The sequence below is a fragment of the Streptomyces chromofuscus genome (assembly GCF_015160875.1).
GTDB classification, from domain to species: domain Bacteria; phylum Actinomycetota; class Actinomycetes; order Streptomycetales; family Streptomycetaceae; genus Streptomyces; species Streptomyces chromofuscus.
This window is the reverse complement of record NZ_CP063374.1, coordinates 1104984-1130608: the sequence shown is the minus strand read 5'-3', so window position 1 is coordinate 1130608 and position 25625 is coordinate 1104984. Positions and strand designations below refer to the sequence as shown.

At 72.6% G+C, this 25625-nt stretch carries 22 protein-coding genes; 10 read left to right on the top strand and 12 right to left on the bottom strand.

Annotated elements, in window-relative coordinates; translation table 11 throughout:
- Positions 1 to 61: 61 nt before the first annotated feature.
- On the bottom strand, positions 62 to 1285 hold the full coding sequence (locus tag IPT68_RS05005; protein ID WP_189697258.1) for an ROK family transcriptional regulator: 1224 nt from the start codon (positions 1283 to 1285) through the stop codon (positions 62 to 64).
- A 23-nt stretch (positions 1286 to 1308) separates the two neighbouring features.
- Entirely contained in the window at positions 1309 to 2754 is a 1446-nt protein-coding gene (xylB, locus tag IPT68_RS05000) for a xylulokinase (RefSeq protein ID WP_189697259.1), read from the bottom strand.
- A gap of 187 nt (positions 2755 to 2941) precedes the next feature.
- On the opposite strand from xylB, the gene xylA reads away from it, so the two are divergent.
- Complete coding sequence (gene xylA, locus IPT68_RS04995) at positions 2942 to 4108, top strand: xylose isomerase (protein ID WP_189697260.1); 1167 nt, start codon at positions 2942 to 2944, stop codon at positions 4106 to 4108.
- A 127-nt stretch (positions 4109 to 4235) separates the two neighbouring features.
- The gene (locus IPT68_RS04990; protein WP_189697261.1) at positions 4236 to 4661 is read left to right on the top strand and encodes a hypothetical protein; all 426 of its coding nucleotides are present in this window, start codon (positions 4236 to 4238) and stop codon (positions 4659 to 4661) included.
- 104 nt (positions 4662 to 4765) lie between these two features.
- Here the strand turns inward: IPT68_RS04990 and IPT68_RS04985 are convergent, their stop codons facing one another.
- From IPT68_RS04985 to IPT68_RS04975, 3 genes are all read right to left on the bottom strand, one after another.
- On the bottom strand, positions 4766 to 6106 hold the full coding sequence (locus IPT68_RS04985) for an esterase-like activity of phytase family protein (RefSeq protein ID WP_189697262.1): 1341 nt from the start codon (positions 6104 to 6106) through the stop codon (positions 4766 to 4768).
- 264 nt (positions 6107 to 6370) lie between these two features.
- Positions 6371 to 7636: an SWIM zinc finger family protein gene (locus tag IPT68_RS04980; RefSeq protein ID WP_189697263.1), complete on the bottom strand. Its 1266-nt coding sequence runs from the start codon at positions 7634 to 7636 to the stop codon at positions 6371 to 6373.
- Positions 7633 to 10482 carry a DEAD/DEAH box helicase gene (locus tag IPT68_RS04975; RefSeq protein ID WP_189697264.1) on the bottom strand — a complete coding sequence of 950 codons (2850 nt, stop codon included), beginning with the start codon at positions 10480 to 10482 and terminating at the stop codon, positions 7633 to 7635. The genes IPT68_RS04980 and IPT68_RS04975 overlap by 4 nt, the downstream gene beginning before the upstream one ends.
- 242 nt (positions 10483 to 10724) lie before the next feature.
- On the opposite strand from IPT68_RS04975, the gene IPT68_RS04970 reads away from it, so the two are divergent.
- Positions 10725 to 10907, top strand: a complete 183-nt coding sequence (locus IPT68_RS04970; RefSeq protein WP_189697265.1) for a hypothetical protein — start codon at positions 10725 to 10727, stop codon at positions 10905 to 10907.
- Between the two features lie 4 nt (positions 10908 to 10911).
- On the opposite strand, the gene IPT68_RS04965 is transcribed toward IPT68_RS04970, so the two are convergent.
- The 4 genes from IPT68_RS04965 to IPT68_RS04950 form a co-directional block, all read right to left on the bottom strand.
- Positions 10912 to 12303, bottom strand: coding sequence for a tannase/feruloyl esterase family alpha/beta hydrolase (locus IPT68_RS04965; RefSeq protein WP_189697266.1), 1392 nt, complete (start codon positions 12301 to 12303; stop codon positions 10912 to 10914).
- A gap of 224 nt (positions 12304 to 12527) precedes the next feature.
- Positions 12528 to 13352, bottom strand: a complete 825-nt coding sequence (locus tag IPT68_RS04960) for a hypothetical protein (RefSeq protein ID WP_189697267.1) — start codon at positions 13350 to 13352, stop codon at positions 12528 to 12530.
- A 340-nt stretch (positions 13353 to 13692) separates the two neighbouring features.
- Complete coding sequence (locus IPT68_RS04955; RefSeq protein ID WP_189697268.1) at positions 13693 to 13989, bottom strand: hypothetical protein; 297 nt, start codon at positions 13987 to 13989, stop codon at positions 13693 to 13695.
- A gap of 156 nt (positions 13990 to 14145) precedes the next feature.
- Positions 14146 to 14745: a class I SAM-dependent methyltransferase gene (locus tag IPT68_RS04950; RefSeq protein ID WP_189697269.1), complete on the bottom strand. Its 600-nt coding sequence runs from the start codon at positions 14743 to 14745 to the stop codon at positions 14146 to 14148.
- A 152-nt stretch (positions 14746 to 14897) separates the two neighbouring features.
- Between IPT68_RS04950 and IPT68_RS04945 the strand changes: the two genes are divergently transcribed.
- The 5 genes from IPT68_RS04945 to IPT68_RS04925 all read left to right on the top strand — a co-directional run bounded on the left by IPT68_RS04945 (position 14898) and on the right by IPT68_RS04925 (position 19960).
- Positions 14898 to 15671: an MHYT domain-containing protein gene (locus IPT68_RS04945; RefSeq protein WP_189697270.1), complete on the top strand. Its 774-nt coding sequence runs from the start codon at positions 14898 to 14900 to the stop codon at positions 15669 to 15671.
- 50 nt (positions 15672 to 15721) lie between these two features.
- Positions 15722 to 18235: a sensor histidine kinase gene (locus IPT68_RS04940; protein ID WP_189697271.1), complete on the top strand. Its 2514-nt coding sequence runs from the start codon at positions 15722 to 15724 to the stop codon at positions 18233 to 18235.
- The gene (locus IPT68_RS04935) at positions 18232 to 18669 is read left to right on the top strand and encodes a roadblock/LC7 domain-containing protein (RefSeq protein WP_189697272.1); all 438 of its coding nucleotides are present in this window, start codon (positions 18232 to 18234) and stop codon (positions 18667 to 18669) included. Before IPT68_RS04940 ends, IPT68_RS04935 begins: the two co-directional genes overlap by 4 nt.
- Before the next feature lie 22 nt (positions 18670 to 18691).
- Positions 18692 to 19105 carry a DUF742 domain-containing protein gene (locus IPT68_RS04930; protein WP_189697273.1) on the top strand — a complete coding sequence of 138 codons (414 nt, stop codon included), beginning with the start codon at positions 18692 to 18694 and terminating at the stop codon, positions 19103 to 19105.
- 249 nt (positions 19106 to 19354) lie between these two features.
- Positions 19355 to 19960: a GTP-binding protein gene (locus IPT68_RS04925; protein WP_189697274.1), complete on the top strand. Its 606-nt coding sequence runs from the start codon at positions 19355 to 19357 to the stop codon at positions 19958 to 19960.
- A 21-nt stretch (positions 19961 to 19981) separates the two neighbouring features.
- Here the strand turns inward: IPT68_RS04925 and IPT68_RS04920 are convergent, their stop codons facing one another.
- The gene (locus IPT68_RS04920; protein WP_189697275.1) at positions 19982 to 20410 is read right to left on the bottom strand and encodes a PPOX class F420-dependent oxidoreductase; all 429 of its coding nucleotides are present in this window, start codon (positions 20408 to 20410) and stop codon (positions 19982 to 19984) included.
- 94 nt (positions 20411 to 20504) lie between these two features.
- Here IPT68_RS04920 and IPT68_RS04915 point away from each other — a divergent pair, with 94 nt between their 5' ends.
- A complete protein-coding gene (locus IPT68_RS04915) occupies positions 20505 to 20915 on the top strand; it encodes a roadblock/LC7 domain-containing protein (protein WP_189697276.1) in 411 nt (136 codons plus the stop codon).
- Positions 20916 to 21054: 139 nt separating this feature from the next.
- Entirely contained in the window at positions 21055 to 22182 is a 1128-nt protein-coding gene (locus IPT68_RS04910) for a DUF6397 family protein (RefSeq protein ID WP_373300520.1), read from the top strand.
- Here the strand turns inward: IPT68_RS04910 and IPT68_RS04905 are convergent.
- Both IPT68_RS04905 and IPT68_RS04900 read right to left on the bottom strand, forming a co-directional pair.
- Complete coding sequence (locus IPT68_RS04905; protein ID WP_189697277.1) at positions 22119 to 22985, bottom strand: acyl-CoA thioesterase; 867 nt, start codon at positions 22983 to 22985, stop codon at positions 22119 to 22121. The genes IPT68_RS04910 and IPT68_RS04905 overlap by 64 nt on opposite strands.
- 19 nt (positions 22986 to 23004) lie before the next feature.
- Positions 23005 to 25518 (bottom strand): DEAD/DEAH box helicase, encoded by a 2514-nt coding sequence (locus tag IPT68_RS04900; RefSeq protein ID WP_189697278.1) that lies wholly within the window; start codon positions 25516 to 25518, stop codon positions 23005 to 23007.
- Positions 25519 to 25625: the final 107 nt, after the last annotated feature.

The window sequence follows — 25625 nt, the reverse complement described above, 5'->3', positions numbered from 1 at the left end:
GCAAGGCTCGTAATGTTCGAGGGCGGCTGAGCAATCGAACGGGTCAAGCGGTGAACGGACCTCAGCCCTGCGCCCTCAGCTCAGCCACCCCCGCCGGATCATCCAGCACCCCGCGCACCACCCAGTGCGCGGCCCCCAGCAACGGCCCCTCGGAACCGAGCCGGGACACGGACACCGGGCAGGCCGGGCCCGCCGTGCGGCGGGCCAGTTCGGACCGCAGCGACGGCAGCAGCCACGGCGCGAGCCCGGCCAGCGCACCGCCCAGCACGACGCTCTCGGGGTCCAGCAGATTCACCGCGCCGGTCAGTGCCACACCGAGCGCCTCTCCCGCGTCGCGCAGCGCCCGCCGTACGTCCTCGTCACCGTCCGCGGCACGCCCGGCCAGCAGTCCGACCCGGTCCTCGCCGAGCTGCAGGCCGGCCGCGCGCAGCACTGCCTCCTCACCGGCGTACTGCTCCAGGCACCCGCGCCCGCCGCAGGCGCACTCCGGCCCGTCCGGCCGGACCGGGACGTGCCCCAACTCGCCCGCGAAGCCGCGCGTTCCGCGCAGCAGCCGGCCGTCCACGACCACGCCGGCACCGATACCGATCTCGGCCGAGACGTGCAGGAAGTCCCGCGGAGTGTCCTCGCCGAGCCAGAGCTCCGCCAGCGCGCCGAAGTTGGCCTCGTTGTCCACGGTCAACGGCAGCTCCGCGGGCAGCAGCGCCGCGAGGTCGGTGTCGTGCCAGCCCAGGTTGGGGGCGCGCAGAACGGTCCGGGCGTCACGCGCCACCAGACCGGGCACGGCCACCGCGAGCCCCGCCGGCCACAGTCCCTCGCCGTCCGCCTCGGCGACGACCCGGCGTACCAGCCCGGCGAGCTCCGCGATCACCGGCTCGGGCGAGCGGTCGCGGTTCGTGCCGTGCCGGACGATCCGCGCGCGCACCTCTCCACGCAGGTCGACCGCGCAGACCGCGAGATGGTCGACGCCGACCTCCGCGCCGATCCCCGCCGGTCCGCGCCCGCTGACCGCCAGAGCGAAACCGGGACGTCCCCGGCCCACGCGGCCGGGACGTTCGGGACCCAGTTCCTCCAGCAGGCCCGAGCGGACGAGCTCGTCGACCAGGGTCGAGACCGCCGCACGCGTCAGCCCGATGCGCGACGCCACCGCCGCGCGGGAGAGCGGACCCGCCGCGCCGACCGTGTGCATCACCCGGGCGAGATTGCGGCGCCGCATGCCCTGTTGGGTGTCCGGCAACGCGCGCCCCGGACCGGCCGGGTGGGCCTCGTGCAGCGGTGCGGTCATGCCTTTCGTCCTCGTCCGTGGGCTCAGCGGCTCTCAGGGCTCCGCTCCAGCAGCGGGGCCGCGTCGGAGAGTACCCCGGAGATCCTGGCCAGCGTCTCCTCGTCCCGCTCGACCGCGTCCAGCACCGGCCCACGCGCGGTGTTCCAGCGCCGGGCGACCGCGGCGGGGTCCTCGCCGGTGAGCAGGCCGGCCGCCTGGGCCGCCGCGCCGAGCGCGACGAGTTCCCGGGCCTCGGGAACCTGGACGGGGCGCCCGGAGAGGCGTCGTACGGTCTGCTGCCAGGCCGTGCCACGGGCGCCGCCACCGATCAGCAGCAGCGGCGCGGACGGGTCGGCGTCCGTGTCGAGGACCAGGTCCAGCGCGCCCAGCAGCGCGTGCACGGCACCGTCGTACGCCGCCTGGAGGAGCTGACCGGCGGTGGTGTCGTGCCGCAGGCCGTGCAGCAGGCCCGCGGCGTTCGGCAGGTCGGGGGTGCGTTCGCCGTCCAGGTAGGGCAGCAGGGTCACGTGCGTGCCGGGTTCGACGGCCTCGCGGTCCAGGCCCAGCAGGGTCGCGATGCGGTCGACGGCGAGCGTGCAGTTCAGGGTGCAGGCCAGCGGCAGCCAGTCCCCGCGCGCGTCGGCGAAGCCCGCCACCGTGCCGGTCGGGTCGGCAGGGCGATGCCGGGACACCGCGTACACCGTCCCGGACGTGCCCAGGCTCATGACGGGGGTGCCGGGGCGCAGCCCGAGGCCGAGCGCGGCGGCGGCGTTGTCGCCGGTGCCGGGGGCGACGAGGGTGCCCTTCGAGAACGGCAGGTCATGGCTGTCGTGGACGGTGCCCGCCACCTCGCCGGGCCGGACCACGCGCGGCAGCAGGGCCGGATCGAGCCCCACGCGCGCGAGGATCTCCTCGTCGTAGGACTCGCTGCCGGATGCCCACCAGCCCGTCCCGGAGGCGTCACCGCGGTCGGTCGTGGCCAGCCCCGTGAGGCGTTCGGTGAGGTAGTCGTGGGGGAGCCGCACGGCCTTCGTGGCGCGGACCGCCTCCGGCTCGTGCTCGGCGAGCCAGGCCCACTTGGTGACCGTGAACGACGCGGCCGGCACGCTGCCCGTGCGGTCCGCCCAGAACTTCGCGCCGCCCAGTTCCTCGACCAGCCGGCGCGCCTGCGGCGCCGAGCGCACGTCGTTCCACAACAGGGCGGGGCGTACCGGCTCGCCCCGGTCGTCCAGCGTCACCAGGCCGTGCTGCTGCCCGCCGATCGACACCGCGGCGGCCTCGTGGGCCGGCTCGCCGCACTGGTCGAGCGCCTCGCACAGGGCTTCCCACCACTGCCGTGGGTCACTCTCCCGGCCGGCGCCGGAGGTGACGGTGTGCGGCGCCTGGCCGCTCGCCACGACCTCGCCGGTGGCCGCGTCGACGACCAGCGCCTTGGTGGACTGGGTGGACGTGTCCACGCCGACGACGAGCGGTCCCTCGGCTGCTGACATCGCGCTCTCCCTGCTTCTGCGGCTCGTGTCCGGGACGTCCGCGGCTCGTCGTCCCGGTAGAAGACACCTAGGTCTCTTCCCCGGACGCGCCGGTCTCTTCCCAGCGGTGCGTCTGCATACTAATTTGTAAACCGCCATGACGAAATAGTCGTGCGCGACAGTCGCAAGCGAGCAAGGGAGCCGCGGCATGAACTACCAGCCCACCCCCGAGGACAGGTTCACCTTCGGCCTGTGGACCGTCGGCTGGCAGGGAAGGGACCCGTTCGGCGACGCCACGCGGAGTGCCCTCGACCCGGTCGAGACGGTGCAGCGCCTGGCCGAGCTCGGCGCCCACGGAGTGACCTTCCACGACGACGACCTGATTCCCTTCGGGTCTTCGGACACCGAGCGCGAGTCGCACATCAAGCGCTTCCGCCAGGCCCTGGACGCGACCGGCATGACCGTCCCGATGGCCACCACGAACCTCTTCACGCACCCCGTCTTCAAGGACGGCGCCTTCACCGCCAACGACCGCGACGTGCGCCGGTACGCGCTGCGCAAGACCATCCGCAACATCGACCTGGCGGTGGAGCTGGGCGCCAAGACGTATGTCGCCTGGGGCGGGCGCGAGGGCGCCGAGTCCGGTGCCGCCAAGGACGTACGCGCCGCACTCGACCGCATGAAGGAGGCGTTCGACCTGCTCGGCGAGTACGTCACCTCCCAGGGGTACGACCTGCGCTTCGCGATCGAGCCGAAGCCGAACGAGCCGCGCGGCGACATCCTGCTGCCCACCGTCGGCCACGCCCTGGCGTTCATCGAGCGCCTGGAGCGGCCGGAGCTGTACGGCGTCAACCCCGAGGTCGGGCACGAGCAGATGGCCGGGCTGAACTTCCCGCACGGCATCGCGCAGGCCCTGTGGGCGGGCAAGCTGTTCCACATCGACCTCAACGGCCAGTCCGGCATCAAGTACGACCAGGACCTGCGCTTCGGCGCCGGCGACCTGCGCGCTGCCTTCTGGCTGGTCGACCTGCTGGAGAGCGCCGGTTACGAGGGCCCGCGCCACTTCGACTTCAAGCCGCCGCGGACCGAGGACCTGGACGGGGTGTGGGCGTCGGCCGCGGGCTGCATGCGCAACTACCTCATCCTGAAGGAGCGCGCGGCCGCCTTCCGTGCAGACCCCGAGGTCCAGGAGGCCCTGCGCGCCTCCCGCCTCGACGAGCTGGCCCAGCCCACGGCGGCGGACGGGCTTCAGGCCCTGCTCGCCGACAGCTCGGCGTTCGAGGAGTTCGACGTCGAGGCGGCCGCCGCGCGCGGGATGGCGTTCGAGCGGCTCGACCAGCTGGCGATGGACCATCTGCTGGGCGCTCGCGGCTGAGGCCGTCCATGGCGATGTCCGACCTCCGCGCGGAATGCCACGGAATCGTGCGATCCATGGCATGAGTCCGTGTCAACCTCCGCGCGGGGGTCGCGGCGGGGGCCGCCGGCCCGCGAACCTGATCGCCATGGCCATGCCGCCCGTACCGCCCCAGCCGCCCGGACCGCCGGGTGACACGCCGCCTTCGGGTGGCGGTTTCGGACCGCCCACCACGGAATTCGGCTCCCCACCGCCGCCGCGGCGGCGGCGCAGCCCTGTCCTCCTTGCCCTGGCCGTGCTCGTGGCCGTCGCGGTCGTCGTCGCCGTCGTGGTCCTGACGGGGTCGGGGAGTGACGAGTCACCGGACGGGAGGCCGAGCTCCAGCAGCACCCCGGCGGAGCCGACCTTCGGCCTCCCGACCGAGCTGCCCACCAGGCTGCCGAGCGGATTGCCGTCGCTCCCGTCGCAGTTCCCCACGGAGCTGCCCAGTGGACTCCCCAGCGACTTGCCGAGCGAGGTGCCGAGCGACCTGGAATCCCTGATCCCGGACCTCCCGGTCGACGCACTGTCCTAGAAGCCGAGCTCTGCCGACGGGTTCGTCGTGCCGCACACGCGTGTACGGCACCAGGGACAGGCGTGCCGCACAGGGTGTACGGCGGTACGACGGACCCCGGCGGGTCAGATCCCGCGCGGCAGCCGCACGTAGACCACGGTCGTCTCGACCCCGCTGTCGACCAGTCGGCCCTGCGCGTCGAACGCCTGTGCGCCGTCCGTCATGCCGAAGTCGTTGTCGTTGATCAGCGCGAGGGTGTCGCCGTTCACGCGCGCGACGCCCTCGATCTTGCCGGGCACGCCGTCGACCTCGCCGAGGTCGACCACCAGCTTCTTGCCGAGCACCGGCACGCCCGCGGCGGCCGGGTCGTCGAGCTGCTCCAGCGACGGGGAGGTGGCCGCGTCGTCCCACGAGCCGCCGAGGATGTTGGCGTCGCGGTCGAGGCGCACGAGCTGGAGCCGGGCGGCCTTGTCAGTGCGCTCCTCGACCAGCAGCCGGTCACCGCCCACCGCGACCACCGAGGAGATCTTGAGTTCGGAGGTGTCGTCCTCGCCCGGGTCGACGACGTCGACCGGGTCGAAGCGGTACGCGTACTCGGCGGTGACGGCCTGCTTCTTCGGCGAGAACCGCAGCAGCCGCGTCGTGCGCGACGCTTCTCCCGCGTCCTTGTCCGGCAGGGAGAGCGGGCTCTGCACCGCCATCACCAGGTCGCCGCACGGCAGCAACGCGAGCCCTTCGAAGCCGCGGTTGATCTTCCGGTGCAGCAGCACCGCGGGCAGCGCCTCCACGACCGGGTAGTCCGCGCCGGCGAGGTTCAGCCCTTCGGGGACGTACCGCTCGAGCACCTTGCCGCGCGCCGACACGTGCACGAGCGAGGGCCCGTACTCGTCGACGAGCCAGAAGCTGCCGTCCTTCGCGCGGACGATGCCCTCGGTGTCCAGCCCGTTCGGGTGGTACGTCAGTGGCGTCCGGGCGTCGTAGGAGTACGGCGCCTCGTCGCGTCCCTCCTGGTTCGACAAGCCGGTGACGGGCTTTCCGGAGGAGGTGGTGACCGGGATCGCCTCCAGGACCCGCACCGAGTCGCCGGACACCCGGACCTTCACGATCGCCGGGTCGAAGCCCGGCACCGGGAAGGTGCGGCGGTTCTTGCCGTCCACCTTGATCTGGCCGTTGGGCCCGCGGTCGGTGACCGTCCAGAACTCGCCCTCGCGGCCGGCCGGATAGATGTCGCTGCCGATTCCGCCCAGGTCCACACCCCTGTCGTCGGGGACCGTGCCGGGCAGCAGCGCGTTGCTGAACGCGCCGAGCGGGAGGTCGCCGAGAGTGGCCGTGCGGACCACTCGCGCGTCCTGGGGCGGCGCGCCGGTGGCCGGGGTCGCCGCCAGCAGAGCGGCGACCACGGCGAGGGGGACACCCGCCGAGACGGAACGGTGGACACGGCTCCGGCCGGTGGCGTACGGGGACATCGGGCCTCCTGTGGACCAAGTTCGTTGACAACGGCCACATTTGAAGCCGGTGAGGAACATGGGAGAACCGTCGCGTGAACGCCGAGCGTCGACCGCCGGTCCGGCGGACGCCACTTCGGCGGAGGCCCGGCGCGCGGGGCAGTCTCATCGCGTGCGGGTGGCGTGCTCGTGAACGGGTCCACGAGCACGTGACGAGCCGACGAGCACGCAGAGCCGACGAGTACGGGGTGAGCCCACGAGCCCGCGGTGAGCGCCGACGCCGACTCAGCAGGCGTCCTCCGCGGGCGTGGCCTCCGTTGCCGCCAGCGCCGTCGCCGGGTCCTGGTCCCCGCATCCCGCAGGCACCCACCGGCCGTCTTCCCGCCGGTACGGCCACCAGCGACCGTCGCGCCCGAGCCGCAGCTGGGCCGGCGAGCCGACGACCGTCCACCGGTTGGCCTGCGCACGCAGCGTCGGCCGCTCGGCGTCGTCCCACGCCGCTTCCAGAGCGGCACGCGCGCGTGCGAGGGTCTCGCCCTCGACCGCCCACTCCTCCTCGAGCACGGACAGCCCGGCCACACCGCCGTACTCCCACGCCCGTACGGCCGACGCCAGCTCCCGCGGGTCGCGTCCGGTCCCCTGGGCGAGGCGATCGCGCAGGTGCCGTACGGGAGAACCGGCAGCCAGCCGGACGGCGTCCTGGTCCACCGTCGGCTCCTCCTGGGACACGCCCGCCCGCAGCGCCTCGGCCAGCAGACGGTGCGCCGCCACCGCGGTCCGGGCAGCCAGGAACTCCAGGGCGGCCGCGTCGACGCCGGGCGCGGGAGGTGCCTCGGTGTCCAGGGCGGGCGGAAGGCCGGGCTTTGCCGGGAACTCGGGCGGGTCGGGCAGCGCGGGCAGGATGTCACCGGCCGCGTATGCCTCCGAGGCGTCCACCCCCTCCGGATCCGACGGTGCTTCGGCGATAGCCTCCGCGGGCGCCGCACCGCGGGTCTGGAGATCATCCAGCAGGTCCCGTTCACCGCGCCCGCGCACCAGCAGCAGGACGAACGGATCCTCGTCGAGCAGGCGGGCCACCTGATAGCACAGCGCCGCCGTGTGCCCGCAGTGGTCCCAGGCGCCGCAGTCGCACGTGGGCTCCAGATCGCCCATGCCCGGCAGCAGTTCGACACCCGCTGCCGCGGCGTCCTCGACGAGGTGCGGCGGCATGTCCCGGTCGAGCAGCGCCGCGACATGCCCGGCCCGCTCGACCGCCATCTCCAGGAAGCGGTCCCACTGCTCGCCCGACAGCTCCTCCAGCAGCACATCGGCCCGGTGCGCCGTGCCGTCCCGGTCCTGTACGACCGCGGTGATCCGCCCCGGCCGCACCGACACCGCGCCCACAGCGCCGGCGCGTGCGAGCCGACGGCCCGTCTTCACCTGCTGCGCATCCAGTGCGGCGTCCTCCAGGGACTTCAGCCAGGCCCGGCCCCAAGAGGTGAGCGCGAACGCCTTCCCGCGCGCGGGCGGCAGAGCGGCGAACGTTCGTTCCGTCGCGTCGTACTGATTCATCGCGCCGCACCTCGCAGCTCCACCAGATCGGCCAGTTCCGCGTCCGTCAGCTCCGTGAGTGCGGCCTCACCGGAACCCAGCACCGCGTCGGCCAGCTCCCGTTTACGGTTCAGCATCTCGGCGATGCGGTCCTCGATGGTCCCCTCGGCGATCAGCCGGTGCACCTGCACGGGCCGGTCCTGGCCGATGCGGTACGCGCGGTCCGTCGCCTGGGCCTCGACGGCGGGGTTCCACCAGCGGTCGTAGTGCACGACATGCTCGGCCCGGGTGAGGTTCAGGCCCGTGCCCGCGGCCTTGAGGGACAGCAGGAACACGGGGACCTCGCCGTCCTGGAAGCGCCGCACCATCGCCTCGCGCTCGGGCACCGGCGTCCCGCCGTGCAGGAACTGCGAGGGCAGGCCACGGTCCGCCAGATGCCGTTCGATCAGCCGGGCCATGCCCACGTACTGGGTGAAGAGCAGGACGCTCGCCCCCGCGGAGAGGATGGTGTCGAGCAACTCGTCGAGCAGCTCCAGCTTTCCGGAGCGTCCGGCGATCCTCGGCCGCTCCTCCTTGAGGTACTGCGCCGGGTGGTTGCAGATCTGCTTCAGGCCCGTCAGCAGCTTCATGATCAGTCCGCGCCGCGCCATGCTGTCCGCCTCCGCGATACGGGTGAGCGTCTCCCGCACCACGGCCTTGTAGAGCCCCGCCTGTTCCGCGGTGAGCGAGACCGCCCGATCGGTCTCGGTCTTCGGCGGGAGCTCGGGCGCGACCCCCGGATCCGACTTCCGGCGGCGCAGCAGGAACGGCCGCACGAGCCGGGACAGCCGCTCCGCCGCGGCCGGGTCCCGGCCGCCTTCGACGGCCTGGGCATAGCGGGTGCGGAACGTGCCGAGGCGACCGAGCAGCCCGGGGGTGGTCCAGTCGAGGATCGCCCACAGCTCCGAGAGGTTGTTCTCGACCGGTGTGCCACTGAGCGCCACACGCGCGCGTGCGCCGATGGAACGCAGCGCCCGCGCGGTCGCCGAGTAGGGGTTCTTCACGTGCTGGGCCTCGTCCGCCACCACCAGTCCCCACGGCACCCCGGCCAGCCGCGGCGCGTCGAGCCGCATCGTGCCGTACGTCGTCAGGACGAACTCCCCGTCGGCCACCTCGTCCAGGTCACGCCGCGAGCCGTGGAAGCGGCGCACCGGCGTGCCGGGCGCGAACCTCTCGATCTCCCGCTGCCAGTTGCCCATCAGGGACGTCGGACAGACCACCAGCGTCGGACCGGCGGCCGACGGGTCGGTCTGCCGGTGCAGATGCAGGGCGATCAGGGTGATCGTCTTGCCGAGCCCCATGTCGTCGGCGAGACAGCAGCCGAGCCCCAGGGAGGTCGTCCTCGCCAGCCAGGACAGGCCCCGCCGCTGGTAGTCGCGCAGTTCGGCGGCGAGCGCCGCGGGCTGGTCGACCGGGTCCTGCGCCTCCGGGTCCACGAGCTGCTCCCGCAGCGCCGCCAGCCATCCGGTCGGCTCCACCTCGACCCGGCGGCCGTCGACCTCCGTGGAGCCCGTGAGGGCGGCGCCGAGCGCGTCGAGGGGCGTGACCTTGCGGTCCTGCTGCGCGCGGGCGCGGCGCACCTCGTGCGGGTCGATCAGCACCCATTGGTCATGCAGCCGCACCAGAGGGCGGTTCGCCTCGGCGAGCCGGTTCAGCTCCTCGCGCGTGAGCCGCTGGTCGCCCAGCGCGAACCGCCAGTCGAAGGCGAGCAGCGCGTCCGCCGAGAGGAACGACGGCACGTCCGAGGAGAGCTTCCCGTCCTGCGGCGGGCCGACGACCGCGCGGGCGGTCAGGTCACGGGTGAGCTCCCTGGGCCAGTGCACGTCGACACCGGCGCCGGCGAGGGCCGTCGAGCCCTCGCCGAGGAGCTCGCCGACCTCCTCGTCGGCGAGTTCCACGGCACTCGGTACGGCTGCCGACAGCAGGGGAGTGAGCGCGGGCCAGGCCCGGGCCGCGCGCCTCAGGGCGAGCAGGGTGTCCATCCGCGCCCGCGGGCCGAAGGCCCGGCTGGTCGCGTCGGTCCCGGCCCACACCTCGGCCGCGTCCGCGACGAGCGAGGGGTCGCCCACGCTGTGCACCTGGAGCACGGCCCGGAAGGTCAGTGCCGTGTCGTCCCCCGCCAGGGCCAGGCCGGGCACGTCGATCCGCAGCGAGATCCGTATGCCCGCGTCATGACCGGCGGCCACGTCGGCGGCCCACGCCCGCTGCCCGGGCAGGTGCTGCGGCTCCGCGACGGCGTAGGCGCGGCCACCGGTCACGAGCGAGGCGGCGGGGGAGCGGGGCAGCGTGTCGGCCACCGCGTCCAGGAAGGCCCGCAGCAGGCGCTCCGGGTCGGGCAGCTGCGGCGGCCCGGCGCCGTCCAGTGGTACGGCGTGCGCTTCGGGCGGCATCGCGGCGGCCAGCCGGCGGACGTGATCGACGTCCTCGGCGCGCAGCGGTCCCACGCGCCAGGCGTCGTGATCGCCGGGGGACAGGCCGGGCAACAGCAGCCCCCGGGCCACGAACTGCAGGCCCAGCACGGCCGCCGCGCCCCAGAACACCGCTGCCCGGTGTCCCTCCTGGGCGGCACGCGCGCGGGTGAGCACGGGCAGCGCCGCGCGCACGGGTAGCGAGACGGCCGGCACGCCGGCCCGCTCCGCGCCGGCGCGGCCGGGTACCACGACGGTCATCTCCTCGACGGTGCCGCCGTTCACGTCCGGCGGCGCGGCGCCGTCGGGGCGCCAGAACACTACGCGGCCGGTGCGGGCCGGGTCGCCGGGTACGAAGACGGAACCGCAGCGGGCCAGTTCGGAGATTTCGGAGTGGGTCGCCGGGGGAATCCTCTGCACAGGGATGGCCGTATTCCTCAAATTTGACTACTGGGGCAAGGTCGCCGAGGATACAGCATTGTGTCGATTTACCCGGCATGATTGAGGTGTGACCTCGATCACCCAACGTCTCTCGGGGGAGGCTCGGGGTCGAGTGTCAGGGATGTCTCAGGGTGCCTCTCAGGGGCGCGGTCGGAACCGCCGGAAACGCGAGCCCGTTTCCAGAACAGAGAGCGGCAGTGGCCGCGAAGGAGGCGACGCACATGTCGAAGAACGCGAAGATCGCCGCAGGGGGTGTGGCGGTCGGGCTCATCCTGTTGATCTGGCTGCCGTGGTGGGCCGCGCTGCTGATAGTGCTGGGTGTCCCGGCCGCCGCATACCTCACGCTGGACCCGTCGCAGCGCCGCAGGCTGCGCCGGGTCTCGCGCAAGGAACTCGGCCGCTGACGGCCTACCGACCCGCAGCCGTCACGCCGTCGAGCGCACAGGAGTCGACCACATCACCGCCCGCGGGCCGGCCGACGGTCCGGTCCGCGGGCGGCCGGGTGCCGCGCTCCACCCAGGCCACCAGCGCGTCGAAGGCCGATCGGTAGCAGGGCAGGATCGGCCGGAGCCGGTCGGGATAGGTGTCGTACAGCCCGTCGACATGCGTACCGCCCTGCACCGAGTAGTAGCGGTGCAGCGGCCCCCGCCCCCGCACGTCGACCATGTGCGCGTACACGTCGGAGTCGGCGGACTTGGGCAGCAGCGTGTCCATGTCCCCGTGCAGCGTGATCAGCGGCTTGCCGATGCGCCCCGTCAGCGCCACCCGGGCCACGGCGCGATGAACGGAGGACGGTCGCGCGGCGTAGTCGTAGGCGGCATCGGACGCGCAGGGCGCCAGGATCTGCTCGGCCGTGCTGCCGACGGACGGTCCGGGGCAGCCGGGGTCGTACGACGGGTCGAACTCCGCGCGGTACGTCTTCTGTGTGACACCCCAGTACGCCTTCTCGTGGTACGGCCACAGGAACTCCGAGCCGCGCGCGAAGCCCACCGCGTACATGTCCGCGTCCGACGCCGCGCCGTACGTCCGCGCCACCGCCGTGGGCAGGGAGGTCAGCAGGTTCGGGCCGTTCGCCGTCCAGAGGGCGCCCTCCCAGTCCACCCCGCCGTCGTACAGTTCCGGATGGTTCTCCAACTGCCAGCGCGTGAGGTAGCCGCCGTTGGAGATGCCGGTCATGTAGGTGCGGCGCGGGGCGTGCCCGTAGCGCTGGGCCACTACCCTGCGGGCCGCGCGGGTGAGCTCGGTCGTGCGCGCGTTCCACTCGGCGACCGCGTCCCCGGGCCGGTCGCCGTCACGGTAGAAGTCGGGGCTGGAGTTGCCCTTGTCGGTCGCGGCGTACGCATAGCCCTGGGCCAGCACCCGGTCGGAGATCGCCTTGTCCGTCGCGTACTGCCTGCGGGTGCCCGGCGCCCCGGTGACGACGAGGCCGCCGTTCCACCGGTCCGGCAGCCGGATCACGAACTGCGCGTCATGCCGCCAGCCGTGCGTGGCGTTGAACGTGGACGAGTCCGGGAAGTACCCGTCCACCTGCACACCCGGCACCCCGGAGGGCGTACGGGTGGCCTGGGCCGTCAGTCCCGCCTGGTCGGCCAGGTCGGTGTACGGGGTACCCGCGAGGCCCGTGGTGGTCAGGTCGTCCAGACAGGCCGTCTGCTGGAACGCCGCGCCGGGCACCCGTACGCGGTCCTGACGCGCGCAGTGGGAGCCGCCGGTCTCCTGGGCGGCGGCCGGGACCGGCCCGGTGAAGGCCGCGGCCAGCAGAGCGGCGGCGAGCAGGGGGACGCCGGGGGACGGACGCATGCGGACCTCCAGGGCGGAACGACGGGGCACGGCAGGGGGCCGAGCCGAGGGCTGCCCCATCGTGCGGCGGGCACCGCGCGCCTTCCATGGAGTGGCACCACATGCCGTCAAGTCGCAGCATGGCTTGGCGACATACGTCGACAGGTCGTGAACTCCCCTGCCATACAGGGAAAGGCGCTGCCGACGCGACGTCCCTGTCAGACGGGCCGGGGCTGCGGCCTGCCTCAGCTCGGCCGTACGGCCAACTTGTCCAGAGCTTCCAGCAGAGCCGGCAACTTGGGCCCCCGGCCCACCGGCAGGACCTCACCGGGCTTCTCGTCGAGCAGCAGGAACGCCATGTCGTCGGTCCTCGCCACCAGCGACCAGCCCGGGCCGTCCGCGCGCAGCGTCCGGGCGGCGCCCGGCGCGAAGGAGGACCGGACGCGGCCAAGGGGCGGCGGCGTGTCCACGTAGGCGTGCGCCTCGGCGAGGATGCGCCGGATCACACCGCGCTCCGGGCCCGCATCCTCGCCCTCGGCCGGCTCGGACTCGTCCTCGGGATACACGAACTCCTTGTCGCTCACCTGTTCCCGCCACAGCGTCCACTGCACCGCAATCTCGTCCGCCCCCAGGCGACGCTGCGCCGACCCCCAGCCGGTGGTGTCCGGCGGCGACAGCGGCTCGCAGCCCGCGACCTCGGGATCGGGGTCGTGCGGCGCGGGCACGCCCGGAGCCGCGACGGCGACCGCGAGTGGCCAGCCCGGCAGGGCGGCGACCACGGACCGTTCGTCGGGCGACAGGTCGTACTCCATGCCGCAGTCCCAGGAGGCGATGGCGACCGCGACCAGCGACACGTCGTCGGTGACGACCGTCCACCGCGCGCCCTCGCCGTCCTGCCCGAGCACCAGGCCGTACCCGTCGGCCGCCGGAGCGAGACCCAGCGCCGAGCAGGCCTCCGGGTAGTCGTCGCCCAGTACGCTCGGGAACTTCGCCGGCGTCAGCAGCACCGCCGTGAGCACATAGAGCGCGTCGTCCGCGGCGGCGACGGCGTCCTCGTCCGTCCCGGCCATCCCAGCCTCCCCAGGGGTTCGCCCAACGGCGCGCACCCTAGTGCGACCGGAAGCCCCTTGTCACGACTCCGTTGACCACCGGACCTGCGGTTGTCCGGCCGTGCAGGGCCTGGACGACCTGTGGTTGTCCGGCCGTGCAGGGCCTGGACGACCTGTGGTTGTCCTGCCGCCACGGGCCGGGAGACCTGTGGTTGTCGTCCCGCCCCGGGGCGGGACGACTTCTGGTTGTCCGACCGCCAGGGGCCGCGACCACTGGCGGCCGGCGCACCGGACCAGGGCGACGTGAGGCGACGGCCGGCTGTCGCACGGGTCAGCGGCGGGACGTCCTTCTCCCCGTGCCTCACGTCGCCGGCAGCCCCAGCAGCTCGCGGGCGACGGTCCGCGGCGACTCGTCGCGTTCGCGTGCCAGGGCGATGACGGCCCGGCACGCCAACTCGTTCACCCCGAACGACAGCGCCTCCGGCGACACCCATCCCGCTGCCTCGTCGATGCGCTCCTGGTCGTCCTCCGCGCACGCCGACACGTACGCGGCGGCGGCCTCGAACAAGTTGTGAGCACGCCGGTCCGGCCCGGCCTTCCGCTCCGCGCGCGCGGCCTCCCGGAACCCGGCCCAGGCCTTGCGAACCCTGTCGAACACAGTGACCACCTTCCCCCTTCGTGGCTTGCCTCGCCGATCGCTCACCCGCTGCCCCCAACGTAGAGTTGGACCTGCGGCGGCAGAAGGGGGAAGGCGCGGTGAAGCCCCCGGGGCAGGCCGCTCAGCTGTCCCAGGAGGCCTGCCGGCCCACCCCGCTCAGCGCTCCCGGACGGCCAGGGCGAGGAAGCGGTCGTCCTCGTCGACGTACGACGTCATGGTCCACCCCGAACCGGCCAGCAGGCGCCTGAGGTTGGGCTCCGCCCGCAGGTCGTCCGGCGTGATCCGACGGCCCTGACGGGCGGCGAGCGCCGCGCGGCCGATCGGGTGGAAGAGGGCCAGCGTGCCGCCGGGGCGCACCACGCGCGCCAACTCCCGCAGGTTCTCCGACGGGCGGGGCAGGTGGGCGATCAGGCCCGCCGCGAACACCGCGTCGAGCGACTCCGAGTGCAGCGGCAGCGCCGCCACGTCGGCCAGGAGCAGCCGCCCGTCACGGTCGCGTCCGGCCCGTACGGCCGCCTTCAGCATGGCGGGGGTGACATCGGCCCCGAGGACCACTCCCGAGGCTCCCACGGCGGTCCGGAGCGCGGGCAGGGCGCGCCCCGTGCCGCAGCCGGCGTCGAGGACGCGGTCGCCCTCCCGCAGGCCGAGCTCGGCGACCGCGGCCGCGTAGGCGGGTCCGTCGTCGGGGAAACGGCTGTCCCAGTCGGCGGCGCGCGCCGTGAAGAACTCCTGGACGTGCGTACGGTCGTCGCTCATGTTCGGCATGATCCCTCACTGGCACGGAGGAGGCCCCGGCGCACATGTTCGAGCGGGAGGCGATCGTTCAGGCGCATCTCTGTGTCATATTCCATCACCTTTCGAAATGCGCCCCCTTTGTGCATCTGTGCTCCCACTAGCGTCCCGTGGCCATGGGACACCTGGACCACGCCGCCTTGGGCTGGCTGACCCCCGTACTGTCGTACGTCATGGCCTGCACAGGCGCCGCACTGGGCCTGCGCTGCACCGTCCGCGCACTCGCCGCCACCGGCCGCTCGCGCCGCAACTGGCTGATCACGGCCGCCTCGGCCATCGGCACCGGCATCTGGACCATGCACTTCGTGGCCATGCTCGGCTTCAGCGTCAGCGGCACCGAGATCCGCTACGACGTGCCGCTCACCGTCCTCAGTCTGCTCGTGGCCATGATCGTCGTCTGCGCCGGCGTCTTCGCGGTCGGCTACGGCCGCGAGCGGGCCCGCGCGCTGCTCCTCGGCGGCCTCACCACGGGCCTGGGCGTCGCGAGCATGCACTACCTGGGCATGGCGGCGGTACGCCTGCACGGTGACGTGACCTACGACCCGATGCGCGTCGCCCTCTCCGTCGTGATCGCCGTCGTCGCGGCGACCGCGGCCCTGTGGGCGGCGCTCAACATCAAGTCGCCCGTCGCGGTCACCGTCGCGTCCCTCGTCATGGGCGTGGCCGTGAGCAGCATGCACTACACCGGGATGTTCGCGGTGCGCGTGCAGGTCACGCCCTCCGGCGAGGTCCTGCCCGGGGCCACGGCGATGCAGTTCGTCTTCCCCCTCGCCGTCGGCCTCGGGTCCTATCTCTTCCTGACCTCCGCCTTCGTGGCGCTGTCGCCGACGGCGGGGGAGCGTGAGGCATCCGCATCGGCCCAGCGGCCCGTGGAGAGCGTCGCCCACTGACGGCGCACCCGCACCGGCACGCCATCGAACCCCTTCCGAGCGAGGAGGCCATGCGCACACCCCGTAGGAACCCCGGCCCAGGCGCCGAGACGCCGTCCCCAGCTCCCGTGCGCGGCCGCCGCGCCCACGCCGGACCCCCGGCCGACGAAGGCCCGCAGGACCCCTCGGGCGCGGATGCGGCAGACGGTCCCTGGCGCGCGGGGCAGCGCTGGCACATACGTCCGCGCACCGTGCGCGCAAAGATCGTCTGCCTGCTGATGGTGCCGGTCGTGTCGCTGCTGGCGCTGTGGGCGTACGCCACCGTCAGCACCGTCCAGGACATCGCCCGGCTACGGCAGCTGCAGCGCGTCGACTCCGACGTCCGCGCCCCCGTCGCGGCCACCGTGGCCGCGCTCCAGGCCGAGCGCGCCGCCGCCGTACGGCACGCCACCCACCCCTCCGCCGAGGCCGGCGCGGAGCTGAAGCGTCTCGCCGACCGCACCGACAAGGCGGTGGCACAACTGCGGCTCGGTGACCGCAACACGGTCGCCGACGGTCAGGAACTGCCCGACGGAGTCGCCCAGCGGCTGGAAACCTTCGTCACGGGCACCGAGCGACTGCGGTCGCTGCGGGCCGACGTGCTGGACCGACGCGCCGGATGGGACGCAACCTACGAGCAGTACACGAAGACCATCTCCACGGCCTTCGGAGTGGGCGGCGCCCTCACCGGCATCCAGGACGCCGAACTGGGCTCCGACGCGCGCGTACTGCTGGAGTTCTCCCGCGCGGGCGAGGTCCTGGCCCGGGAGGACGTACTGCTGTCGAGCGCCCGGCTCGCGGGTGGCCTCGACGACGAGCGGCTCAGGCTGTTCACGGGCGCGGTCGACACCCGCCGAGCTCTCACCGAGGCGGCCGTCGCCGACCTGCGTGGCGACGAGCGCGCCGCCTGGCGGGACCTCGCACAGGGCGGTGACTACGCCGCAGTGATCGCCATCGAGGACAAGGTGCTGGCCGGCCGGCCAGGACGCGGGGCGCTCGAAGCCGCGCCCGAGACCGTCTGGGAGGCCGCACACGCGCGCGTGCAGGGCGGCCTGCGCACCATCGAGCAGGACGCCGCACGGGGCGTCGCCGACCGGGCCGATCCGTTCGCGCGCGGCCTGCTCACCCCCGCCGGCGCCGCCGTCGTGTTCGGTCTCGCCGCGGTCGCCGCGTCCCTCGTCATCTCCGTACGCATCGGACGCGGCCTCGTCGTCGAACTGATCAGTCTGCGCAACAGCGCCCTGGAGATCGCGCGCCGCAAACTCCCGGACGCCATGCGGAAGCTGCGCGCCGGGGAAGAGATCGACGTCCGGGCCGAGGCCCCGCCCGGGCCGCCCGCCGAGGACGAGGTCGGCCAGGTCGCCGAGGCCCTCGGCACCGTGCACCGGGCCGCGCTGCGCGCCGCCGTGGAGCGCGCCGAGCTCGCCAGCGGGATCTCCGGCGTCTTCGTCAACCTCGCCCGCCGCAGCCAGGTCCTCGTCCACCGCCAGCTGAGCCTGCTGGACAGCATGGAACGCCGCTCCGACGACCCGAGCGAACTGAGCGACCTGTTCCGGCTCGACCACCTCACCACCCGTATGCGGCGCCACGCCGAGAGCCTGATCATCCTCTCCGGCGCCGCCCCGGGGAGGGCCTGGCGCATGCCGGTGTCCCTGACGAACGTGGTCCGTGCGGCCGTCTCGGAGATCGAGGACTACGCGCGCGTGGAGGTACGGCAGCTCCCCGAAGCGCTCGTCATCGGCGCCGCCGTCGCCGACGTCACCCACCTGCTGGCCGAGCTCGTGGAGAACGCCGCGCAGTTCTCGCCCCCGCACACGCGCGTGCGCATCACCGGAGAGCCCGTCGGCAACGGCTACGCCATCGAGGTCGAGGATCGCGGCCTGGGCATGGGCAAGGAGACGCTCACCGAGGCCAACCGCCGTATCGCCCAGTCGGAAGCCCTCGACCTGTTCGACAGCGACCGGCTCGGCCTCTTCGTCGTCAGCAGGCTCGCCGCACGCCACGAGATCAAGGTTCATCTGCGCACCTCGCCCTACGGCGGCACCACCGCGGTCGTCCTGCTGCCCACGGCCCTGCTGCACAGCGGCGTGCCGGAACGTTCCGGCGAGAAGGCCGCGGACCCGGAGCACGCGTACGCGCGCGTGCCCGGCGGACCCCTCCCCGAGGAGGCCGCCCCCGCCACCGGCGACCGGCCCGCCCTGGTGGCCCCCGTCCGGGCAGCGGCGCAGACCGGCCCCGACATCCCGCCCCCCGGAGTCGCCACCTTGCGTCTGCACCGTCCCCCCGAGCCCGACGATGGCTCCGACGACCTGCCCCGCCGGGTACGGCAGGCCCACCTCGCACCCCAACTGCGCGACCGGCGCCCGCCGGAGACGGCACAGCCGTCCGCTCCCCGGAACGACGACCGGCGCACCCCCGAACTCGTACGCGACCGCATGACGGCCTACCGCGACGGATGGGCGCGCGGCGGCGGCCGCCGACCCGGCCGCGGCGCCACGCCCGGCCCCGCAGGTGGCAGTGACAGCAGCGAAGGAGACCCCGCATGATCCAGGACCCCAGCATGAGAGCCGCCCAGCGGTCCGGTGAACTCGACTGGCTGCTGGACGACTTGGTGCTGCGCGTGCACGAGGTACGGCACGCCGTGGTGCTCTCCAACGACGGACTCGCCGTGGGCGCGTCCAGCGACCTCCGCCGCGAGGACGCCGAACACCTCGCCGCCGTCGCCTCCGGCTTCCACAGCCTGGCCAAGGGGGCGGGCCGGCACTTCGGCGCGGGCGGCGTGCGGCAGACCATGGTGGAGATGGACGACGCCTTCCTGTTCGTGGCCGCCGCGGGCGACGGCTCCTGCCTGGCCGTCCTCACCGCCGTCACGGCCGACATAGGCCTGGTGGCGTACGAGATGGCCCGGCTGGTCAAGCGCGTCGGCGAGCACCTCTACACGGCGCCGCGCACAAGCTCGCGGCCACCCGCCGCCGGATGAGGCGAGGAGGCGGTCCGCACAGATGACCGAGGACATCAAGGGCAGCCCCCACGAGCGGGGCAGCCAGTGGTACGACGGCGAGGCCGGCCCGCTCGTCCGGCCGTACGCCATGACGGGCGGACGCACCAAACCCGGCCCGACCGGGGTGCGCTTCGACCTCATCGCCCTGGTCACCCTCGATCCGGGCGCTCCGCACCTCGACGACGACCCCGCGCTGGGCCCGGAACACCGGGCGCTGATCGACCTGTGCCGCATCGAGACCCAGTCGGTCGCCGAACTCGCCGCGGGCGCCGACCTGCCCGTCGGTGTGGTCCGGGTGCTCCTGGGTGACCTCCTGGAACTCGGCCGGGTCACCGTCAGCCGTCCGGTACCGCCCACGCAGCTGCCCGACGAGCGGATCCTGCGCGAGGTCATCGACGGACTGCGGGCGCTGTAGATGAACGTTCACGACAACCCGCGCGCGTACGACCGCCTGGACCGCCGACTTGCGCACCTTTGTGGGCTCGGAACGCAACCGAGTCGGTCAGATCGGGCAAAGAGCGGTCCCGGCACCCGCAGGAGACCGGCCGTTGTCATGATGCTGACTTCGCACACGTGCGCCCCAGCCGTGCGCGGACGCCGTGCCCGGGGGCGGCACGCGCGTACCGACGTCGACCCTTGCCGGCACTCCCGAGAGAAGTGATCGATGGTCTTTGAGACGTCCGACGCCACCGAGGGCGAGACCGCCGCCCTGGCGTTGAAGATACTGGTCGCCGGCGGATTCGGCGTGGGCAAGACCACCCTGGTGGGAGCGGTCAGCGAGATCAGGCCGCTGCGCACCGAGGAACTGCTGAGCGAGGCCGGCCAGTTGGTCGACGACACCGACGGCGTCGACCACAAGGTCACCACGACGGTCGCCATGGACTTCGGCCGCATCACCATCCGCTCCGGCCTCTCCCTCTACCTGTTCGGTACGCCGGGACAGGACCGCTTCTGGTTCCTGTGGGACGAGCTGTCGCAGGGAGCTCTGGGGGCGGTGGTCCTGGCCGACACCCGGCGCCTGGAGGACTGCTTCCCCGCGGTGGACTACTTCGAGCACCGGCACATCCCCTTCGTCGTGGCCGTCAACTGCTTTGCCGGCGCCCGCACCTACGGAGCCCAGGACGTCTGCCGCGCGTTGGACCTCGACCGGGGAACGCCGGTCGTGCTCTGCGACGCGCGCGACCGTGACTCGGGCAAGGAGGTGCTGATCCGGCTCGTGGAGTACGCCGGACGGGTGCACACCGCCCGGCTGCTCGACTCCGTGAGCTGACCGGTCCGGCCGGCCGCGGCGTCAGCCCGCGACGGCCTTCTGCGCCAGGACCTTGTCGATCGTGACCCGGACCACGAGCTCTCCCGGCACGCCGTTGCGCGCCCCGAACTCCTCGGCACGCTCCTCACCCATGTACCGCGCGGCGATACGGGTGGCCCACGACCGGAGTTCGCCGAGATCCTCCGAAAGCCGGGCCCGCCCCTGCAGCACGACGAAGTCGAACGGCGGACGGTCGTCGTCCACACAGAGGGCCACCCGCCCGTCCCGGGCCAGATTGCGCCCCTTCACGCTTTCCTTGGAGGTGTTGAACACCACCTCGTCGCCGTCGAGCAGGAACCAGATCGGCGCCACATGCGGGCTGCCGTCAGCCCTGACGGTCGACAGCTTTCCGGTGCGGGTGCCCTGGGACACGAACGCCCGCCATTCCGTGTCGGTCATCTTCTGTGCCATGCCCCCATCCTCCTTGCCCGTCAGCCGGTCGTGGGGAAGGCTGGCGGAGAGATCCTCCGGCCAGGGGGAGTCGTCACACGGGGAGTTCGAACACATGGCGCACAAGGGACTGGGCTGGCTACTGGACGACCTGACCGAGCGCGTGGAACACGTGCGGCACGCACTGGTCCTTTCCAACGACGGACTGGTGACCGGGGCGAGCACGGGGCTGCGGCGCGAGGATGCCGAGCACCTCGCCGCCGTCGCTTCCGGACTGCACAGCCTGGCCAAGGGATCGGGACGCCACTTCGGCGCCGGACAGGTGCGTCAGACGATGGTGGAGTTCGACGACGCGGTGCTGTTCGTGACGGCCGCCGGCAGCGGCAGTTGCCTGTGCGTCCTCAGCGCTGCGGAAGCCGACATCGGCCAGATCGCCTACGAGATGGCCCTGCTCGTGAACCGGGTCGGCGAGCACCTCGGCGTGGACGCCCGACAGCCCGAGCGGTTCCCGACCACAGAGCTCTGACCTGCACATTCGCGTCCCCCGCGGAGTTATCCACAGGCTCGTCGCAGGACCGGCCGGAACGGCTACGGTGGTGTGACGGCGAGCGCACCGAGCGTGAGCGCGCCGCAGAGACTCCACGACTCCACGGGGGAGAAGCGCCATGTCAGGCAACACCGTCGTCCGACCCGACAGCCTCACGTGCACGCCGAGCCGCGCCGCACGCGAACTGGGTTTGAAGCGACGCGAGTTCGATCTCGCGGTGAACCTCGGACGCATCCGCACGGTGCCCGACGACGGCGGCGGAGGGCTCCGCGTCGAGTGGACCGAGATCGAACGGTTGCGCGCGGAGGACGGCTTCCCCGAAGCGCTCCTCGACCGGGTGCGCAGCGTGAGCACGAGCGAGGCCGCGGGCATCATGGTCGTGTCGGGTGACCGATTCACGCGCCTGGCCCGCCTCGGGCTGGTGGTGCCGGTCGCGTTCTACTACAACCGCTACCGGACACTGGTGTGGCTCTACCTGGCCGAGGAGTTGCGCCAGTTCGCGGCCGACGAGAAGAACGCGCCACTGCTCAAGAAGCGTTCCCTGCCCGAGGGCCTGCGGCGTCAGCTGGCGGGCGGGCTGGACCGGCGTGCCCGCAACTGGCGGGGACGGCACCTGGGGTTCCTGCTCCGCCGGGCCGACGATCCTTGGGAGCGTGCCGGTGCCCTGGCCGCGCTGCTGGATCCCGTCCAGATCGCGGACATCGTGAGGGACCCCTACGAGCGTGCCCATGTGAACCGGTTCCGTCCGGGGCCGCCCACGCACAGCGCGCCCGGCTCGCCGACGGCGCAGCTCGCCGAGCGGATCATGACGGCCGACGATCCGGACGAGATCAGTTGGCTCAGGGCCGACCTCGCCCAGGCACTGGACGAGGCTCGCGCGCACCGCCCCGTGCCCCGTCCGGCACCTCGCGCGGAACGCCGCGCCCAACCCGGTCACGCGCACACCGCCGAGCACCGGCCTGCCCCGCGCGCTCACCACGGGGTCGAACACGGTCGAGCACGCGGGACCGGGCACCGGTCCGCGCCGTGTCCCACGCCCGCCGCCGTGGCCGCGCGGGAGAACGGCGCGGACCATGCGCCGCACGCTCCACGACCCGACCCACAGGCCCACAAGCAGGGGCGCCCCCGCGGCCTGCTGGGCTGGCTGCGCCGCACAGGCCCGTCCGCGCGGCTGAGCCCCTCCTACAGCGCCCGGAAGAGTCCTTCCTGGACGACCGACACCAGCAATCGGCCCTCCAGGTCGTAGATCCGCCCACGGGCGAGCCCTCGCCCGCCGGTCGCGATCGGGGACTCCTGGTCGTACAGGAACCACTCGTCCGCGCGGAACGGCCGGTGGAACCACATCGCGTGATCCAGCGACGCCATGTCGAAGCCGCGCGGGCCCCACAGCGGCTCCACCGGAATCCGCACGGCGTCCAGCAGGGTCATGTCACTCGCGTACGTCAGCGCGCAGGTGTGCACCAGCGGGTCGTCACCGAGCGGTCCGACCGCGCGCATCCACACGGCGCTGCGCGGCTCGGCGCCCTTGATGTCCTCGGGCGTCCAGCGCAGCCGGTCCACATACCGGATGTCGAACGGCTGGCGGCGTGCCATCCGCTCCAACTGCTCGGGCAGCGCGCCCAGATGCTCCCGGATCTCCTCTACGACCGTCGGCAGGGACTCGGGGTCCGGCACCTCGCGCGCCGGCGGCAGCTGGTGCTCGAAGCTCCCTTCCTCAGGCTTGTGAAAGGAGGCGGTGAGATTGAAGATCGTGCGGCCCTGCTGCACGGCCGTGACCCGGCGGGTCGTGAACGACCGCCCGTCCCGGACCCGTTCGACCTGGTACACGATCGGCACACCCGGCCGGCCGGGGCGCAGGAAGTACGCGTGCAGGGAGTGCACCGGGCGATCGCCCTCCGTGGTGCGCCCGGCTGCGACCAGTGCCTGCCCGGCGACCTGGCCGCCGAAGACGCGCTGCAGCGACTCCTGGGGACTGCGGCCTCGGAAGATGTTGACCTCGATCTGCTCCAGGTCGAGCAGGTCGACGAGTCTCTCGGCCGGGTTTGTCATGACTGTCTGTCTCCTGTGCTCACAGCTGGCCGACGTCGGTGACGCGGACCACGGCGCGGCCATCGGCGTCGGAGGCCGCGAGGTCGATCTCGGCGCTGATGCCCCAGTCGTGATCGTCGTTGGGGTCGTCGAAGATCTGCCGAACGCGCCACAGCCCGTTCTCCGGCTCCTCCTCGATCAGCAGCAGCTTGGGACCGCGCGCGTCGGGTCCGGTGCCGAGGTCGTCGTACTCGTCCCAGTACTTGTCCATGGCCTCGCCCCAGGCGTCGGCGTCCCAGCCGGACTCGGCGTCCAGCTCGCCCAGCTCGTCCACCTGGTCCAGGGCGGCGAGCTCCACGCGGCGGAACATGGCGTTGCGGACCAGCACCCGGAAGGCCCGCGCGTTCGACGTGACCGGCTTGACCTGGTCGGCCTTCTCCTGGGCCTCCTCGGCGGTCATCTCCTCCGGGTTGGCGAGCTGCTCCCACTCGTCCAGCAGGCTGGAGTCGACCTGGCGCACCATCTCGCCGAGCCACTCGATCAGGTCCTGCAGGTCCTCGGACTTCAGGTCGTCCGGGATGTTGTGCTCGAGGGTCTTGTAGGCGCCGGCCAGGTAGCGCAGCACGATGCCCTCGGTCCGGGCCAGCTCGTAGAAGGACACCAACTCCGTGAACGACAGAGCCCGTTCGTACATGTCACGGATGACGGACTTCGGCGACAGCGGATGGTCACCGACCCAGGGGTGGCTCTTGCGGTACGTGTTGTACGCGTGGAAGAGCAACTCCTCCAGCGGCTTCGGGTACGTGATGTCCTGGAGGCGCTCCATGCGCTCCTCGTACTCGACGCCGTCCGCCTTCATGGCGGCCACGGCCTCGCCACGCGCCTTGTTCTGCTGGGCGACGAGGATCTGCCGCGGGTCGTCCAGCGTGGACTCCACGACGGACACCATGTCCAGCGCGTACGACGGCGACTCGGGGTCCAGCAGTTCGAACGCGGCGAGCGCGAAGGTGGACAGCGGCTGGTTGAGCGCGAAGTCCTGCTGGAGGTCGACGGTGAGCCGCACGATCCGGCCCTCGGCGTCCGGCTTGTCGAGCTTCTCGACGATGCCGCCGTCCAGCAGCGAGCGGTAGATGGCGATCGCGCGCCGGATGTGCCGCAGCTGCTGCTTGCGCGGCTCGTGGTTGTCCTCCAGGAGATGCCGCATGGCCTCGAAGGCGTTGCCGGGCCGGGCGATCACCGACAGCAGCATGGTGTGCGTGACCCGGAAGCGGGACGTCAGCGGCTCGGGCTCGGAGGCGATGAGCTTGTCGAAGGTGTCCTCGCTCCAGGCGACGAAACCCTCCGGCGCCTTCTTGCGAACGACCTTGCGGCGCTTCTTCGGGTCGTCGCCCGCCTTGGCGAGCGCCTTCTCGTTCTCGATGACGTGCTCGGGGGCCTGGGCGACCACGAAGCCGGCCGTGTCGAAGCCCGCGCGCCCGGCGCGACCGGCGATCTGATGGAACTCACGGGCGCGCAGCGTGCGCACCCGGCTGCCGTCGTACTTGGTGAGCGCGGTGAACAGCACGGTGCGGATGGGCACGTTGACGCCGACGCCCAGGGTGTCCGTGCCACAGATGACCTTCAGCAGACCGGCCTGGGCGAGTTTCTCGACCAGGCGGCGGTACTTGGGCAGCATGCCGGCGTGGTGCACGCCGATGCCGTGCCGGACATAACGGGACAGATTGCGACCGAACTTGGTGGTGAAGCGGAAGTTGCCGATGAGCTCGGCGATCTGGTCCTTCTCCTCACGCGAGCACATGTTGATGCTCATCAGCGCCTGCGCCCGCTCCACCGCCTGCGCCTGCGTGAAGTGGACGATGTAGACGGGCGCCTGCTTGGTCTCCAGCAGCTCGGTCAGCGTCTCGGTCAGCGGGGTGCGCCGGTACGCGTAGGACAGCGGTACCGGACGGGTCGCCGAGCGGACCACCGAGGTCGGGCGGCCGGTGCGCCGGGTGAGGTCCTTTTCGAACATCGAGACGTCGCCGAGCGTGGCCGACATGAGGACGAACTGCGCCTGGGGCAGTTCCAGCAGCGGAATCTGCCAGGCCCAGCCGCGGTCCGGCTCCGCGTAGAAGTGGAACTCGTCCATGACGACCTGGCCGATGTCCGCGTGCCTGCCGTCGCGCAGCGCGATCGAGGCCAGGACCTCGGCGGTGCAGCAGATGACCGGGGCGTCCGCGTTGACCGAGGCGTCACCGGTGAGCATGCCGACGTTCTCGGTGCCGAACAGCTTGCACAGCTCGAAGAACTTCTCCGAGACCAGCGCCTTGATCGGAGCCGTGTAGAAGGTGACCTCGTCCCGGGCCAGCGCGGCGAAGTGGGCGCCCGCGGCGATCATGCTCTTGCCGGACCCGGTGGGCGTCGACACGATCACGTTCGCGCCGGAGACCACCTCGATCAGCGCCTCCTCCTGGTGGGGGTAGAGCGTGAGACCGCGCTCCTGCGCCCACGACTCGAAGGCTTCGTAGAGGGCGTCGGGGTCGGCGGTCTGCGGCAGCTGATCGATGAGGGTCACGCCCCCATCTTGCCTGGCCTCCTGGCCGATGCGGGAATCGGATACCCGCACGAAGATCGCGAACGCTACGCTGTGTCGCCGACACGAAGTCAGCGCACCAAGTCAAC

Coding starts and splice junctions, on each gene's coding strand:
- IPT68_RS05005 (WP_189697258.1), bottom strand. CDS start 1,285: ATGACCGCACCGCTGCACGAGGCCCACCCGGCCGGTCCGGGGCGCGCG.
- xylB (WP_189697259.1), bottom strand. CDS start 2,754: ATGTCAGCAGCCGAGGGACCGCTCGTCGTCGGCGTGGACACGTCCACC.
- xylA (WP_189697260.1), top strand. CDS start 2,942: ATGAACTACCAGCCCACCCCCGAGGACAGGTTCACCTTCGGCCTGTGG.
- IPT68_RS04990 (WP_189697261.1), top strand. CDS start 4,236: ATGGCCATGCCGCCCGTACCGCCCCAGCCGCCCGGACCGCCGGGTGAC.
- IPT68_RS04985 (WP_189697262.1), bottom strand. CDS start 6,106: ATGTCCCCGTACGCCACCGGCCGGAGCCGTGTCCACCGTTCCGTCTCG.
- IPT68_RS04980 (WP_189697263.1), bottom strand. CDS start 7,636: ATGAATCAGTACGACGCGACGGAACGAACGTTCGCCGCTCTGCCGCCC.
- IPT68_RS04970 (WP_189697265.1), top strand. CDS start 10,725: ATGTCGAAGAACGCGAAGATCGCCGCAGGGGGTGTGGCGGTCGGGCTC.
- IPT68_RS04965 (WP_189697266.1), bottom strand. CDS start 12,303: ATGCGTCCGTCCCCCGGCGTCCCCCTGCTCGCCGCCGCTCTGCTGGCC.
- IPT68_RS04960 (WP_189697267.1), bottom strand. CDS start 13,352: ATGGCCGGGACGGACGAGGACGCCGTCGCCGCCGCGGACGACGCGCTC.
- IPT68_RS04950 (WP_189697269.1), bottom strand. CDS start 14,745: ATGAGCGACGACCGTACGCACGTCCAGGAGTTCTTCACGGCGCGCGCC.
- IPT68_RS04945 (WP_189697270.1), top strand. CDS start 14,898: ATGGGACACCTGGACCACGCCGCCTTGGGCTGGCTGACCCCCGTACTG.
- IPT68_RS04940 (WP_189697271.1), top strand. CDS start 15,722: ATGCGCACACCCCGTAGGAACCCCGGCCCAGGCGCCGAGACGCCGTCC.
- IPT68_RS04935 (WP_189697272.1), top strand. CDS start 18,232: ATGATCCAGGACCCCAGCATGAGAGCCGCCCAGCGGTCCGGTGAACTC.
- IPT68_RS04930 (WP_189697273.1), top strand. CDS start 18,692: ATGACCGAGGACATCAAGGGCAGCCCCCACGAGCGGGGCAGCCAGTGG.
- IPT68_RS04925 (WP_189697274.1), top strand. CDS start 19,355: ATGGTCTTTGAGACGTCCGACGCCACCGAGGGCGAGACCGCCGCCCTG.
- IPT68_RS04920 (WP_189697275.1), bottom strand. CDS start 20,410: ATGGCACAGAAGATGACCGACACGGAATGGCGGGCGTTCGTGTCCCAG.
- IPT68_RS04915 (WP_189697276.1), top strand. CDS start 20,505: ATGGCGCACAAGGGACTGGGCTGGCTACTGGACGACCTGACCGAGCGC.
- IPT68_RS04910 (WP_373300520.1), top strand. CDS start 21,055: ATGTCAGGCAACACCGTCGTCCGACCCGACAGCCTCACGTGCACGCCG.
- IPT68_RS04905 (WP_189697277.1), bottom strand. CDS start 22,985: ATGACAAACCCGGCCGAGAGACTCGTCGACCTGCTCGACCTGGAGCAG.